Origin of the sequence: Pseudokineococcus lusitanus (assembly GCF_003751265.1) — a bacterium.
Lineage (GTDB): Bacteria > Actinomycetota > Actinomycetes > Actinomycetales > Quadrisphaeraceae > Pseudokineococcus > Pseudokineococcus lusitanus.
Genome location: NZ_RJKN01000004.1, coordinates 106,704 through 120,281, shown reverse-complemented (window position 1 = coordinate 120,281; position 13,578 = coordinate 106,704). Strand labels below are relative to the sequence as shown.

Genomic DNA, 13,578 nt, shown 5'->3' with positions numbered 1-13,578 from the left:
GGAGGTCCCCATGAGCAGCAGCACCCCCGCGGCCGCCGAGCCCGGCGCCCACGACCCGTCGCCGTCCACCCAGCGCGTCATGGTGGCCGTCGGCTGGGTCGTCGCCGGCCTCCCGCTGGCCTACGGCCTCGTCCAGACGGTGCGCCGCGCGTCGGCGCTCTTCACCGGCTGACACCACCCGCCGGCGGGCACCGCCGGAGGCACGAGAGGCCCCCACCCGGTCGGGTGGGGGCCTCTCGTGCGTGCGGGTGGCTCGCCCGGGCACCGCGGCCCGGGCGGGCCGGCCGTCAGCTGGGGACGTGGGGCTGGACGTCGTCCCGGCGGGCGTGCCCGTCCATGGAGTCGCCGGTGTCGCGCATCTCGCCGTCGGTGCCCTGGTGGCGGCCGCCGGAGCGGGCCGGGTGCAGGGAGACGACGACGCTCTTCGACGTCGGGGAGTTGCTGCCCTCGGCCGTCGAGGACAGCGGCACGAGCGGGTTGCTCTCCGGGTAGTACGAGGCGACGCAGCCGACCGGCGTGGGGTAGGCGACGACACGGAAGTCGCGCGCCCAGCGGTCGTCCTCGCCCTCCCAGTGGCTGGCGATGTCGACGACCTGGCCGTCGACGAGGCCGTGGGCGGCGATGTCGGCCTCGTTCATCATGACGACGCGGCGGGCCAGCTTGATGCCGCGGTAGCGGTCGTCGAGGCCGTAGATCGTCGTGTTGAACTGGTCGTGGCTGCGCAGCGTCTGCAGGAGCAGCTTGCCCTCGGGCACCTCGAGCAGGTCGAGCGGGCTCGTCGTCATGACGGCCTTGCCCTCCTTCGTGGGGAAGGTGCGCGAGTCGCGCGGCGGGTGCGGCAGGACGAAGCCACCCGGGCGCTCGACCTTCTCGGCGTAGGCGGCCGCGCTGGGCACGACCCGGGCGATGGAGCGCCGGACGTTCGTGTAGTCGCTGCGGAAGCCCGCCCAGTCGATGCCCGCCAGCGCGGCGCCGTTCCCGGCGCCGGGGCGGTCCGCGAGCCGCGCGGCCAGGGCCTCGCCCAGCGAGCAGACGACGTCGACCTCGCTGCGCAGGTGCGGGCTGGCGGGGGCCAGCCGGCCCCGGGACGCGTGGACGGCGGACATGGAGTCCTCGACCGTGATGGCCTGCTCGCGCCCGCCGGTGAGGTCGCGCTCGGTGCGGCCGAGGACGGGGAGGATGAGCGCCTCCTCGCCGCAGACCGCGTGCGAGTGGTTGAGCTTGGTCGAGACCTGCACCGTCAGGCGGGCCTTGCGCATGGCCGCCTCGACGACGTCCGTGTCCGGCGCCGCGGCGACGAAATTGCCGCCCATGGCGAAGAAGACGTGCGCCTCGCCGTCGCGAAGCGCCCGGATGGAGTCGACCGTGTCGTGGCCGTGCTTGCGGGGCGGCTCGAAGCCGAACTCCTCGCCCAGCGCGTCGAGGAAGTGGTCGGGGACCTTCTCCCAGATGCCCATCGTCCGGTCGCCCTGGACGTTCGAGTGGCCGCGGACGGGGCAGAGCCCGGCGCCGGGACGGCCGATGTCGCCCTTGAGCATGCAGACGTTGACGATCTCCTTGATCGTCGCGACCGCGTGCCGGTGCTGCGTGACGCCCATGGCCCAGCAGACGACCGTGGCGGGGGAGTCGCGGAACATCTCGGCGGCGCGGACGACCTGCTCGCGGGAGAGGCCCGTGGCGCGGTCGACGAGGTCCCAGTCGAGGTCGCGCACGCCCTCGGCGTAGGACTCGAACCCGACGGTGTGCTGCGCGAGGAAGTCGTGGTCGACGACGCCGGGGCCGCCGGCGGCCCGGGACTCGGAGTCCCAGCGCAGCAGGAGGTGCCCGACGGCCTGCCACAGCGCCATGTCGCCGCCGATGCGGATCGGCAGGTACTCGTCGGCCAGGTCGACGCCCTTGACGACGCCGCCCACGTGCTGCGGGTTCTTGAAGCCCATGAGCCCGGTCTCGGGCAGCGGGTTGACGGCGAGGATCTTCGCGCCGTTCTTCTTGGCGATCTCCAGCGCGGACAGCATGCGCGGGTGGTTGGTGCCCGGGTTCTGGCCGGCGATGACGACGAGCCCGGCCTCCTGGACGTCCTTGAGGCTGACGCTGCCCTTGCCGATGCCGATCGTCTCGGCGAGCGCCACGGAGGTGGACTCGTGGCACATGTTCGAGCAGTCGGGCAGGTTGTTCGTGCCGTAGGCGCGGATCATCGTCTGGTAGAGGAACGCGGCCTCGTTGCTCGTGCGGCCCGACGTGTAGAAGACGGCCTCGTCGGGGCTGCCGAGCCCGGCCAGGCGGTCCGCCACGAGCGCGAAGGCGTCGTCCCACGAGATGGCCTCGTAGTGGTCGGAGCCGGCGCGCTTGACGACCGGGTGCGTGAGCCGGCCCTGCTGGCCCAGCCAGTAGTCCGTGCGGCCCGCCAGCTCGGAGATGCTGTGGCGGGCGAAGAACTCGGGGCCGATGCGGCGCAGCGTCGCCTCCTCGGCGACGGCCTTGGCGCCGTTCTCGCAGAACTCCGCGAGGTGCCGCTCGCCGGTGGCCGGGTCGGGCCAGGCGCAGCTCGTGCAGTCGAAGCCGTCCACCTGGTTGAGGCGGGCCAGCGTGCGGGCCGTGCGGACGACGCCCATCTGCTCGACGGAGCGGCTGAGCGCCACGGCGACGGCCGTGGCACCGGCCGCCTTGGAGTGGATGTGACCGCGCTCGATCTCGAGGCCGTCGATGTCCTGCACGGGTGCGTCGGTCGCCATCGTCCTGCTCTCCTCACCACGCGGTGCCCGAGCAGCACCTGCGCGTCCTCACGGTAACCGCCGTCACCGACGGCGGGCCCGGCGGACGGGGCCGGGCGGGGCCGGGGGCGGCCGGTGCGGCGGTCGCCGGGAGGTCGTGGCCCCGGGCGCCAGTAGGGTCGCCGCGGCGCCGCCGACCGGCGGGCGCGCACACCGAGGTGAGGATCGCTGGTGGACCTCTTCGAGTACCAGGCCCGCGACGTGTTCGAGCGTCACGGCGTCCCCGTGCTGCGCGGGGTCGTCGCGACGACGCCCGCGGAGGCCCGGGCCGCCGCGGAGGAGCTCGGCGGCGGGGTCGTCGTCGTCAAGGCCCAGGTCAAGACCGGGGGCCGCGGCAAGGCCGGCGGCGTCAAGGTGGCCAAGGGCCCCGAGGAGGCGCAGGCGCACGCCGAGGCGATCCTCGGCATGGACATCAAGGGCCACACCGTGCACCGCGTCATGGTGGCCGAGGGCGCCTCGATCGCCGACGAGTACTACTTCTCCCTCCTGCTCGACCGCGCGCAGCGCCGGCTCCTGGCCATGGCGTCCGTCGAGGGCGGCATGGAGATCGAGCAGCTGGCCGTCGAGCGCCCCGAGGCGCTGGCCCGCGTGGCCGTCGACCCGCGCACGGGCATCGACCGGGCCAAGGCCGAGGAGATCGCCGACGCGGCGGGCTTCTCCGGCGACGTCCGCGACCAGGTCGTGGAGGTCTTCCAGCAGCTCTGGACGGTCTACCGCGAGGAGGACGCCACCCTCGTCGAGGTCAACCCGCTGGTCCGCACCGAGTCCGGCGACGTCGTCGCCCTCGACGGCAAGGTGACGCTCGACGAGAACGCCGGCTTCCGGCACCCCGACCACGGGCAGCTCGAGGGCGCCGAGGCCTCCGACCCGCTGGAGGCGAAGGCCGCGGCCAAGGGCCTCAACTACGTCAAGCTCGACGGCGAGGTCGGCATCATCGGCAACGGCGCGGGGCTCGTCATGAGCACGCTCGACGTCGTCGCCTACGCCGGCGAGGCGCACGGCGTGAAGCCCGCCAACTTCCTCGACATCGGCGGCGGCGCCTCGGCGCAGGTCATGGCCGACGGCCTCGACGTCATCCTCGGCGACGACCAGGTCCGCAGCGTCTTCGTCAACGTCTTCGGCGGCATCACCGCGTGCGACGCGGTGGCCGACGGCATCGTCAAGGCCCTCGGCATCCTCGGCGACGCCGCCACGAAGCCGCTGGTCGTGCGCCTCGACGGCAACAACGTCGTCGAGGGACGGCGCATCCTCGACGAGGCGGCCCACCCGCTGGTCACGCTCGTCGACACCATGGACGGGGCCGCCGCGAAGGCGGCCGAGCTCGCGGCCGCCGCGAAGTAAGGGACGGACCAGACATGGCGATCTTCCTCGACGACTCGAGCCTGGTCATCGTCCAGGGCATGACCGGCTCCGAGGGCACCAAGCACACGACGCGGATGCTGGCCTCCGGCACCCGCGTGGTCGGCGGCGTCAACCCGCGCAAGGCGGGCACGTCGCAGGACTTCTCCTTCACGACGGCGGACGGCGAGCAGCGGACGACGTCCGTGCCGGTCTTCGGCTCGGTGGCCGAGGCCATGGCCGAGACGGGCGCGAACACGTCCGTCCTCTTCGTGCCCCCGGCGTTCACGCGCGCCGCCGTCGTCGAGGCGGTGGACGCCGGCATCGGCCTCGCCATCGTCATCACCGAGGGCGTCCCGGTGAAGGACACGGCCGAGTTCTACGCCTACGCGGCCGAGAAGGGCACGACGCGCCTCCTCGGCCCGAACTGCCCGGGCATCATCAGCCCCGGGAAGGCCAACGCGGGCATCATCCCCGCCGACATCAGCGGTCCCGGCCGCATCGGGCTCGTCTCGAAGTCCGGGACGCTGACGTACCAGATGATGTACGAGCTGCGGGACCTCGGCTTCTCGACGGCCGTCGGCATCGGCGGCGACCCGATCATCGGGACGACGCACATCGACGCGCTCGCGGCCTTCCAGGACGACCCGGGGACCGACGCCATCGTCATGATCGGCGAGATCGGCGGCGACGCCGAGGAGCGGGCCGCGGCCTACATCGCCGAGCACGTGACCAAGCCGGTCGTCGGCTACGTCGCCGGCTTCACCGCGCCCGAGGGCAAGACGATGGGCCACGCCGGCGCCATCGTCTCGGGCTCCGCGGGCACGGCGCAGGCCAAGAAGGAGGCCCTCGAGGCCGCGGGCGTCAAGGTCGGCAAGACGCCGACCGAGACCGCCCGCCTGCTGCGCGAGGTCGTCGCGGGCTGACCCGACCCGCCGCACGCCCCCGTCACCTCCCCGGTGGCGGGGGCGTCGTCGTGCCGGGGCCGGCCCGCCCGCCGGGGAGGGCCGTCGGCCCGGCGTGGCGGTGGCCGACCGGCGGCCGGGGCGGCACGACGATGGGTGGCGATGACGCCGCCGCCCGACGCCCCCGACAGCCCCGACGCCCCCGACCCCGCGGACGACCGCGACGGCCCGGGGCGCCCCGGTCGACCCCGGGGGCACGACGCCGGCGCCACGCCGCCCCCCGCCGTCGGGCCGACGACGGACGACGGCGAGGACGACTCGGTCGTCGTCGTCACGCACGACGACGCCCCGGACGACGACCCGGACGACGCCGACGGCGACGACACGGACGACACGGCCGGCGACGACGCCGTCGAGGCGGACGACGGCGCGACGACGAGCACGGCCGACGACGCCCCCGCCGGCGCGGCCCTCGCCCGGTCGTCCGACCGCCCGGCGTCGACGACGGGGAGCACGCCGGCGTCCCGGCGCGCGGCGGCCGCCGCGGCCGAGCGGGCGCCGGCGGTGCCCGTCGTCACCGACGACCGCGGCCGGACCCTGCTCACCTCGCCCGTCCTCATCGGCCTGCTGGCCGGGGCGCAGGCCGTCCTCGGCTCCCTGCTCTGCGTCGTCGCCCCCGTCGTCGCGACGTGGCTCGTGGCCGCGCAGACGGGCGCCACGTGGGACGACGCCGTGCGGGTGGCCGCCGACGGCTGGCTGCTGGCCCACGGCACGGGCCTGGCCGTCGAGGGCGGGCGCCTCGGCCTGTGGCCGCTCGGCCTCGCCCTCGTCCCGCTGGCCTGGTACGTCTCCGCGGGCCGCCGGACGGCCGTCGCCCTCGAGGCCACGCACCCCGCGGCGGACGCCCGCCGGGACGGCCTGGACGGGGCGCTGCTCGCCGCGGTCGCGGGCGTCGTCGTGGCCGCCGCCGCGCTGGCCGCCGCGGTCGCCCTCGTCGCCGGGACGCCGGCCGTGCGCCCCGGCCTCGCGTCCGCGCTGGGCGGGGCCGCGCTGCTGTCGGGGCTCGGCGCGGGGCTCGCCATGGCCGCCGCCCGGCTCCGGCTCGCGGGCGAGGGCCGCTCGCGCGGGCGGGGCCGCACCAGGGCGGCCGGGACCGCCCCGCGGAGCCTGCGCGGGGCGCTCGCGGACCTCGTCCGCCTCCCGCGTCCCGCCCGTCCGGCCGTCGGCGCGGGGGCACGGGCCCTGCTGTGGTCGCTCGTCGGTGCCGCCGCGGTGCTCGTCGTCTCGCTCGGGGTGGGGGCCGGTGCCGTCGCCGACCTGCACCGGGCCCTCGACGCCGGCGTCGTCGGCGGGGCGGTGCTCCTCGCCGGTCAGCTGCTCCTGCTGCCCACCGCGCTCGTGTGGGCGCTGTCGTGGGTGGCCGGGCCCGGCTTCGCCGTCGGCGCCGGCACGTCGGTCGGCCCCGGTGGCACCGAGCTGGGCGTCCTGCCCGCCCTGCCCCTGCTCGGCGGCCTGCCGCAGCAGGGCACCGGCGGCGGGTGGCTCTGGGTGGTGCTCGTGCTGCCGGTCGCGGCGGGCGCCGTCGCGTCGCTGCGGATGCGGCGCGCGTGCGTGGCCGGCGTGCCCGAGGCCGCGGCCACGACCGCCGACGGCGCGCCCGTGCCCCTGTGGCGCCGCGTCGGGCTCGACGTCGCCCGCCGGGCCCGGGGGGCCGCCCTGCGCGCGCCCGTGGTGGGACTCGTCGCCGGCGGTGGTGCCGGCGCGCTCGCCGCGGCCTCGTCCGGCCCCGTGGGGCCGGGGGCGCTCGCGGTCGTCGGCCCCGTGTGGTGGCAGGTGGCCCTGTCGCTCGGCGGCCTCGTGACGCTGGGCGCGCTGCTGACGCTGCTCGCCCCGGCGCCCCGCCGCGGCACGGCCGAGGCCGCCGCGCCGCGCGACGACGTCGACGGCGCCGGCGCGGCGCCCGCCGCGGCCCCTGTCGTGCCGACCGGCCGGCCCGGCGCGCGGCCCGCGGCGGTGCGCGCCCCGCGCCCGGGGGCCCCGCGACCGGACGCGCGCCGACGGCGTCGTCGTCCCCCGGCCGGGCGTCCCGCGGTGGGACCCGGTGCCGGCGCGGGCGAGCCCCGCGGCTAGGAGCCGGCGGCCCCGCCGCCGAGGCCGCCGAGGGACTCGGTCCACCGCTGCAGCTCGTCCTCGAAGTCCCGGTCGCACGCCGCCCGGGCCGACTGGGTCGCCGCGGCCGCCCGGCAGTCCCGCAGGTCGGCCTGCCAGGGCCACAGCGCGACGGAGGCGACCTGCGTGAGCAGCAGGAACAGCCCGAGGGCGATGCCGCCGCCCATGACGGCGACCGTGAGGCGGCGGCGGGCGGACCAGGCGGCCGCCACGGCGAGGCCGCCGGCCACGAGGGCCGCCGCCGTGAACAGCAGGCCCACGGCCGACCACGGGAACGGCAGCCGCGCCGCCACGAGGGAGCAGAGCAGCAGCAGCGAGAACAGCAGCGACCGGCGGCCGGCCTCGCGGACCTGCTCCAGCTCGCGCACCGGGTCCCGCCGGGGGTCCTCCCCGGCGGGCCGCCCCCCTCGCGGCGGTGCCGGTGGGTCGCCCCCGCCGCTCGGTCGCTCCGGGACTGCCACGGCGTCCTCCACGGCTCGTGCGGCGCCCAGGGGTCCCGGGGCGTGCCGCTATGGTCTCGGACCGTGGCAGCAGGCGGGACGGCGACCCCCGACGGCGCCGGTCCCGGCCCTCGCGACCCCCGCGACGGCGCCGGCCGCGCTCGCGTCGTCGTCCTCGTCTCGGGCGGCGGCACCAACCTCGCCGCGCTGCTGCGGGCCGCGCAGGACCCCGCCTGGGGCGCCGACGTCGTCGCCGTCGTGTCCGACCGCGCCGACGCGGGCGGCCTCCGGCACGCCGGGGCGGCCGGGGTGCCCACGACGGTCGTGGCGCTCGCCGACCACCCCGACCGCGCCGCGTGGGACGTCGCCCTGACGGACGCCGTCACGGCGGCCGCGCCGGACCTCGTCGTCCTCGCGGGCTTCATGCGCCTCGTCGGCCCCGCGTTCCTCGCCCGCCTCGGCGGCCGCGTCGTCAACACCCACCCCGCGCTGTCGCCGTCCTTCCCGGGCGTGCGGGCGCCCGCCGACGCCCTCGCCTACGGCGTGAAGATCACCGGGGCCACCGTCCTGCTCGTCGACGAGGGCGTCGACACCGGCGCCGTCGTCGCGCAGGTGGCCGTCCCCGTCCTCGACGACGACGACGTCGAGTCCCTCCACGAGCGGATCAAGGCGGCCGAGCGGCCGCTGCTCGTCGACGTGGTGGGCCGCATGGCCCGCCACGGCTGGTCCGTCCACCCCGACGCCCCCCGGAAGGTGCTGCTCCCGTGACGTCCTCCCCGCCCCCCGTCCCGCCGGCCGACGGCGGGGTGCGCCCGCTGCGGCGCGCCCTCGTGTCCGTCTGGGACAAGACGGGGCTCGAGGAGCTGGCGCAGGGCCTGGCCGCCGCGGGCGTCGAGATCGTCTCGACGGGCTCGACCGCCGGGCGCATCGCCGCCGCCGGCGTCGCCGTGACGAGGGTCGAGGACCTCACCGGCTTCCCCGAGTGCCTCGACGGGCGCGTCAAGACGCTGCACCCGCGGGTCCACGCGGGCGTCCTCGCCGACCGCCGCCGCCCCGAGCACGTGGCGCAGCTGGCCGACCTCGGCGTCGATCCCTTCGACCTCGTCGTCGTCAACCTCTACCCCTTCGAGCAGACCGTGGCGAGCGGCGCGGGCGTCGAGGAGTGCGTCGAGCAGGTCGACGTCGGCGGGCCGACGATGGTCCGCGCCGCCGCGAAGAACCACGCGAGCGTCGCCGTCGTCACCTCGCCGGCCGCGTACGCCGACGTCCTCGCCGCGGCGGCGGGGGAGGGCTTCGACCTGGCCGCCCGCGCCCGCATGGCCGCCGACGCCTTCGCCGTCACCGCCGCCTACGACGCCGCCGTCGCCGCCTGGACCCGCGACGTCCTCGTGCCCGCGGCGGCCGGGACGCCCGCCGCCCCGGCGTCGCCGTCGGCGGCGGAGCCGGACGACGCCCCGCCCGCCACCCTCGAGCTCTCCTTCGAGCGCGCCGCGACGCTGCGCTACGGCGAGAACCCGCACCAGGCGGCCGCGCTCTACCGGCCCGTCGGCGCGGCCGCCCGGGGCCTCGCCTCCGCCGAGCAGCTGCACGGCAAGGAGATGAGCTACAACAACTGGACGGACGCCGACGCCGCGTGGCGGGCGGCGCACGACCACGACCGCCCCTGCGTCGCGATCATCAAGCACGCCAACCCGTGCGGCATCGCCGTCGCGGACGACGTCGCCGCGGCCCACCGCGCCGCGCACGCGTGCGACCCCGTCTCCGCCTTCGGCGGTGTCGTGGCCGTCAACCGGCCCGTCACGGCGGCGATGGCGGAGCAGGTCGCGGAGATCTTCACCGAGGTCGTCGTGGCGCCGGCCTTCGAGGACGCCGCCCTCGAGGTCCTCACCCGCAAGAAGAACGTCCGTCTCCTGCGCGCGCCCGCCCCCGCGGGCGGCACGGCGCTCGAGACGAGGCCTCTCGACGGCGGGCTGCTCGTCCAGACGGCCGACCGGCTGCAGGCGCCCGGGGACGACCCGTCGGGGTGGACGCTCGCGACCGGCACCCCGGTGGACGACGAGGTCCTCGCCGACCTCGCCTTCGCCTGGCGCGCCGTGCGCGCCGTCCGCTCCAACGCGATCCTCCTCGCCCGCGGCGGCGCCACGACCGGCGTCGGCATGGGTCAGGTGAACCGGGTCGACTCCGCACGGCTCGCCGTCGCGCGGGCGGGCGACCGCGCCGCGGGCTCCGTCGCCGCGTCCGACGCCTTCTTCCCCTTCGCCGACGGCCTCCAGGTGCTGCTCGACGCCGGCGTCCGCGCCGTCGTCCAGCCCGGCGGCTCGGTGCGCGACGAGGAGGTCGTCGCCGCCGCCCAGGCCGCGGGCGCGGCGATGTACCTCACGGGCGCACGCCACTTCACCCACTGAGGCCGGCGGTGGCGGAGCGGGGGTCGTCGGGCGGCGTCGGGCGGGCGCCCGACGCCGGCGTGGCGACGGGCCGCCGGGGGACCGTCGTCCTCGCCGTCGTCGGGCTGCTCGTCCCCGTGGCGGTGGGGCTGGGCCTCGTCGTGGGTCCGCGGACGCCCGGCGTGGTGCTCGGCGTCGGTCTGCTCGTCCTCGCGCTCGTGCGGCTCGTCGCGCCGGCGTCCGTGGCCGGGCCCCTCGCGGTCCGCTCGGGACCCGTCGACGCCGTCGTGGCGGGCACCCTCGGCACGGTGCTGCTCGTCCTGTCGCTGACGACGCCGACCGCCTGACCCGCTGCGGCGCACCGCCGCCCACGACGCACGACGGCGCCGCCCCCCGCGCGGGGGACGGCGCCGTCGTGCGTCGGCGGCCGGACGTCAGCCGAGCAGGCCCATGCCCTGCACCGCGTCGCGCTCGTCGGCCAGCTCGGCCACCGTCGCGTCGATGCGGGCGCGGGAGAACTCGTCGACGTCGAGGCCCTGGACGATCTCCCACTCCCCGTCGCGGGTCGTCACGGGGAAGCTCGAGACGAGGCCCTCGGGGACGCCGTAGGAGCCGTCGGAGACGACGGCCATCGACGTCCACGAGTCCTGCGGCGTGCCGGTCAGCCACGTGCGGACGTGGTCGATGGCGGCGTTGGCCGCCGACGCCGCGGAGGAGGAGCCGCGCGCCTCGATGATCGCCGCGCCGCGCTTCTGCACGGTCGGGATGAAGTCGGACTCGACCCAGGGGCGGTCGACGACGTCGACCGCCGGGCGGCCGTCGACGACGGCGTGCGAGATGTCGGGGTACTGGGTCGCGGAGTGGTTGCCCCAGATCGTCAGCCGGGAGACGTCGGAGACCTGCGCCCCGGCCTTCTGCGCGAGCTGGGCGACGGCCCGGTTGTGGTCGAGGCGCGTCATCGCGGAGAAGCGCTCGGCGGGGACGCCCGCCGCGTTGTTCATGGCGATGAGGCAGTTGGTGTTGGCCGGGTTGCCGACGACGAGGACGCGCAGGTCGTCCGCCGCCGCCTCGGCGAGGGCGCGGCCCTGCCCGGTGAAGATGGCGCCGTTGGCGGAGAGCAGGTCGCCGCGCTCCATGCCCTTGGTGCGGGGGCGCGAGCCGACGAGGAGGGCGACGTTCGCGCCGTCGAAGGCGGTGGCGGCGTCGTCGGAGATGTCGATGCCGCGCAGCAGCGGGAACGCGCAGTCGTCGAGCTCCATCGCGACGCCCTGGGCGGCGCCGAGCGCCGGCGTGATCTCGAGGATCCGCAGCCGCACCGGGGTGTCCGGGCCGAGCAGCGCGCCGCTCGCGATGCGGAACAGCAGGCTGTAGCAGATCTGGCCCGCGCCGCCGGTGACGGCGACGGTGACGGGGGCCTTCTCGGTGGTGGTCACGCTGCTCTCCTTCGGGTCCGGCGGTCCGGGCCGTGGTGGGTCGGGGGTCGGTCGGTGACGGCCCCCGGCTCCGGGCGGCGGGGCCGCTCCGCCCGGGGTCAGGCGCGACCGTATCGCCGCGCGCGGGCCGCCCGCCCGGCACCGGTGCGGCGCGGGGGGCCGTGGGGTCGGTAGTTTGACGTCGAGACACCTGGCGCCGGCCGGCACCGCGGCGCCACCCACCGCTCGCGACGAGGAGAGCCACCGCATGGCGAAGATCAAGGTCGAGGGGACCGTCGTCGAGCTCGACGGCGACGAGATGACCCGGATCATCTGGCAGTTCATCAAGGACCGCCTGGTCCACCCGTACCTCGACGTCGACCTCGAGTACTACGACCTCGGCATCGAGCACCGCGACGCGACCGACGACCAGGTCACGGTCGACGCGGCGCACGCGATCCAGAAGCACGGCGTCGGTGTGAAGTGCGCCACCATCACGCCGGACGAGCAGCGGGTCGAGGAGTTCGGCCTCAAGAAGATGTGGCGCTCGCCCAACGGGACGATCCGCAACATCCTCGGCGGCGTCATCTTCCGCGAGCCGATCGTCATCTCGAACATCCCGCGCCTGGTGCCGGGCTGGACGAAGCCGATCATCGTCGGCCGCCACGCCTTCGGCGACCAGTACCGCGCCACCGACTTCCGCTTCCCGGGCGCCGGCACGCTGACCGTCTCGTTCCAGCCGTCCGACGGCTCGGAGCCCATCGAGCACGAGGTCTTCCAGTCGCCGGGCGCCGGCGTCGCGGTGGCGATGTACAACCTCGACGAGTCGATCCGCGACTTCGCGCGCAGCTCGCTCAACTACGGGCTGGCGCGGAACTACCCGGTGTACCTGTCGACGAAGAACACGATCATGAAGGCCTACGACGGGCGCTTCAAGGACATCTTCGCCGAGGTCTTCGAGGCCGAGTTCAAGGAGAAGTTCGCGGCCGCGGGCATCACCTACGAGCACCGCCTCATCGACGACATGGTCGCCGCGTCCCTCAAGTGGGAGGGCGGCTACGTCTGGGCCTGCAAGAACTACGACGGCGACGTCCAGTCCGACACCGTCGCGCAGGGCTTCGGCTCGCTCGGCCTCATGACGTCGGTCCTCACCTCGCCCGACGGCCGCACGGTCGAGGCCGAGGCGGCCCACGGCACGGTGACGCGGCACTACCGCCAGCACCAGCAGGGCAAGCCGACGTCGACCAACCCCATCGCGTCGATCTACGCGTGGACGCGCGGGCTCGCCCACCGCGGCAAGCTCGACGGCACGCCCGAGGTCACCGGCTTCGCCGAGACGCTCGAGGACGTCGTCATCAAGACCGTCGAGGGCGGCCAGATGACGAAGGACCTCGCGCTGCTCGTCGGCAAGGACCAGGGCTTCCTCACGACCGAGGACTTCCTCGGCGCGCTCGACGAGAACCTCGCCGCGCGCCTGCGCTGAGCCGTCCGCCCCTCCGCGGGGCGCCCGCAGGGCCCGTCGTCACCGAGGTGGCGGCGGGCCCCTCGTGCGTCGGGGCCCGGGTGTCGGGGCTTGCGCGTCAGGGCTGCTCGGGGCGGAAGACCTCGTCCTCGACGCGGGGGTCGAGCGCGGCGACGTCGACGCGCCAGACCACCGTGCCGTCGTCGGCCGCGGCGACGAGCGGCAGCCCGCTGTCCCGGTCGAGGACGAGGGAGCGGACGCCCGAGGGCGCCCCGGCGACGGCGCAGCGGAGCGCCGCCCGCCCGGCCTCGTCGACCGCGACGGCGTCGGTGACCTCGAGAGCGGCTGCGGCGCGGCGTCGGTCGGCGCAGGGCAGGGTCCCGGCCGCCCACGGCAGGCCGGTGACGAGGGCCAGCGGGTCGAGGAGTGCGTGCAGCGCGGGCGGCAGGTCGTCGCCCAACCCGGCGGCGAGGAGAGCCCCGTCGGCGGTCTCGGCGCGCACGCCCGCGGGGACGGCCATGAGGGGCCGGCGCAGCAGCAGCCGGCGCGTGCCCGCGGGGACGGCGTCGGGCGCCGCGACGACGTCCAGGAGCACGGACGCCCACCACCCGCCCGTCCCGCCGAGCAGCGCCCGGGCCTCGGCGACGAGGTCGTCGGGACGGCCGGCGGCGGGGGAGGGCGTCACGCGGCGAGGCTA

General features: G+C 76.4%; 12 protein-coding genes. 8 read left to right on the top strand and 4 right to left on the bottom strand.

Annotated features, from left to right (window positions below; genetic code table 11):
* Nucleotides 1-10 precede the first annotated feature (10 nt).
* Nucleotides 11-172, top strand: a complete 162-nt coding sequence (locus tag EDC03_RS17855; RefSeq protein WP_199720083.1) for an MFS transporter small subunit — start codon at nt 11-13, stop codon at nt 170-172.
* 115 nt (nt 173-287) lie between these two features.
* Here the strand turns inward: EDC03_RS17855 and EDC03_RS08690 are convergent, their stop codons facing one another.
* Nucleotides 288-2,732 (bottom strand): FdhF/YdeP family oxidoreductase, encoded by a 2,445-nt coding sequence (locus tag EDC03_RS08690; protein ID WP_123379846.1) that lies wholly within the window; start codon nt 2,730-2,732, stop codon nt 288-290.
* Between the two features lie 210 nt (nt 2,733-2,942).
* On the opposite strand from EDC03_RS08690, the gene sucC reads away from it, so the two are divergent.
* The 3 genes from sucC to EDC03_RS18170 all read left to right on the top strand — a co-directional run bounded on the left by sucC (nt 2,943) and on the right by EDC03_RS18170 (nt 7,144).
* Complete coding sequence (sucC, locus tag EDC03_RS08685) at nt 2,943-4,112, top strand: ADP-forming succinate--CoA ligase subunit beta (RefSeq protein WP_123379845.1); 1,170 nt, start codon at nt 2,943-2,945, stop codon at nt 4,110-4,112.
* 14 nt (nt 4,113-4,126) lie between these two features.
* Complete coding sequence (sucD, locus tag EDC03_RS08680; RefSeq protein WP_123379844.1) at nt 4,127-5,035, top strand: succinate--CoA ligase subunit alpha; 909 nt, start codon at nt 4,127-4,129, stop codon at nt 5,033-5,035.
* Nucleotides 5,036-5,176: 141 nt separating this feature from the next.
* Nucleotides 5,177-7,144, top strand: coding sequence for a cell division protein PerM (locus tag EDC03_RS18170; protein ID WP_148058042.1), 1,968 nt, complete (start codon nt 5,177-5,179; stop codon nt 7,142-7,144).
* On the opposite strand, the gene EDC03_RS18165 is transcribed toward EDC03_RS18170, so the two are convergent.
* Nucleotides 7,141-7,551, bottom strand: coding sequence for a hypothetical protein (locus tag EDC03_RS18165; RefSeq protein WP_123379842.1), 411 nt, complete (start codon nt 7,549-7,551; stop codon nt 7,141-7,143). The two genes, EDC03_RS18170 and EDC03_RS18165, sit on opposite strands and share 4 nt — an antisense overlap.
* A 156-nt stretch (nt 7,552-7,707) precedes the next feature.
* On the opposite strand from EDC03_RS18165, the gene purN reads away from it, so the two are divergent.
* From purN to EDC03_RS08655, 3 genes are read left to right on the top strand one after another with little or no spacing between them, the layout of a single operon-like run.
* Nucleotides 7,708-8,391, top strand: coding sequence for a phosphoribosylglycinamide formyltransferase (purN, locus tag EDC03_RS18160; protein ID WP_123379841.1), 684 nt, complete (start codon nt 7,708-7,710; stop codon nt 8,389-8,391).
* Complete coding sequence (purH, locus tag EDC03_RS08660; protein ID WP_199720082.1) at nt 8,388-10,028, top strand: bifunctional phosphoribosylaminoimidazolecarboxamide formyltransferase/IMP cyclohydrolase; 1,641 nt, start codon at nt 8,388-8,390, stop codon at nt 10,026-10,028. The genes purN and purH overlap by 4 nt, the downstream gene beginning before the upstream one ends.
* 8 nt (nt 10,029-10,036) lie before the next feature.
* The gene (locus tag EDC03_RS08655) at nt 10,037-10,354 is read left to right on the top strand and encodes a DUF3017 domain-containing protein (RefSeq protein ID WP_158674251.1); all 318 of its coding nucleotides are present in this window, start codon (nt 10,037-10,039) and stop codon (nt 10,352-10,354) included.
* A gap of 87 nt (nt 10,355-10,441) precedes the next feature.
* Here EDC03_RS08655 and EDC03_RS08650 read toward each other — a convergent pair whose 3' ends face one another.
* On the bottom strand, nt 10,442-11,440 hold the full coding sequence (locus EDC03_RS08650; RefSeq protein ID WP_241967108.1) for a malate dehydrogenase: 999 nt from the start codon (nt 11,438-11,440) through the stop codon (nt 10,442-10,444).
* 247 nt (nt 11,441-11,687) lie between these two features.
* Here EDC03_RS08650 and EDC03_RS08645 point away from each other — a divergent pair, with 247 nt between their 5' ends.
* Nucleotides 11,688-12,902, top strand: a complete 1,215-nt coding sequence (locus EDC03_RS08645; RefSeq protein ID WP_123379839.1) for an NADP-dependent isocitrate dehydrogenase — start codon at nt 11,688-11,690, stop codon at nt 12,900-12,902.
* Between the two features lie 97 nt (nt 12,903-12,999).
* Here the strand turns inward: EDC03_RS08645 and EDC03_RS08640 are convergent, their stop codons facing one another.
* Nucleotides 13,000-13,566, bottom strand: a complete 567-nt coding sequence (locus tag EDC03_RS08640; protein ID WP_123379838.1) for a hypothetical protein — start codon at nt 13,564-13,566, stop codon at nt 13,000-13,002.
* Between the last annotated feature and the right edge of the window lie 12 nt (nt 13,567-13,578).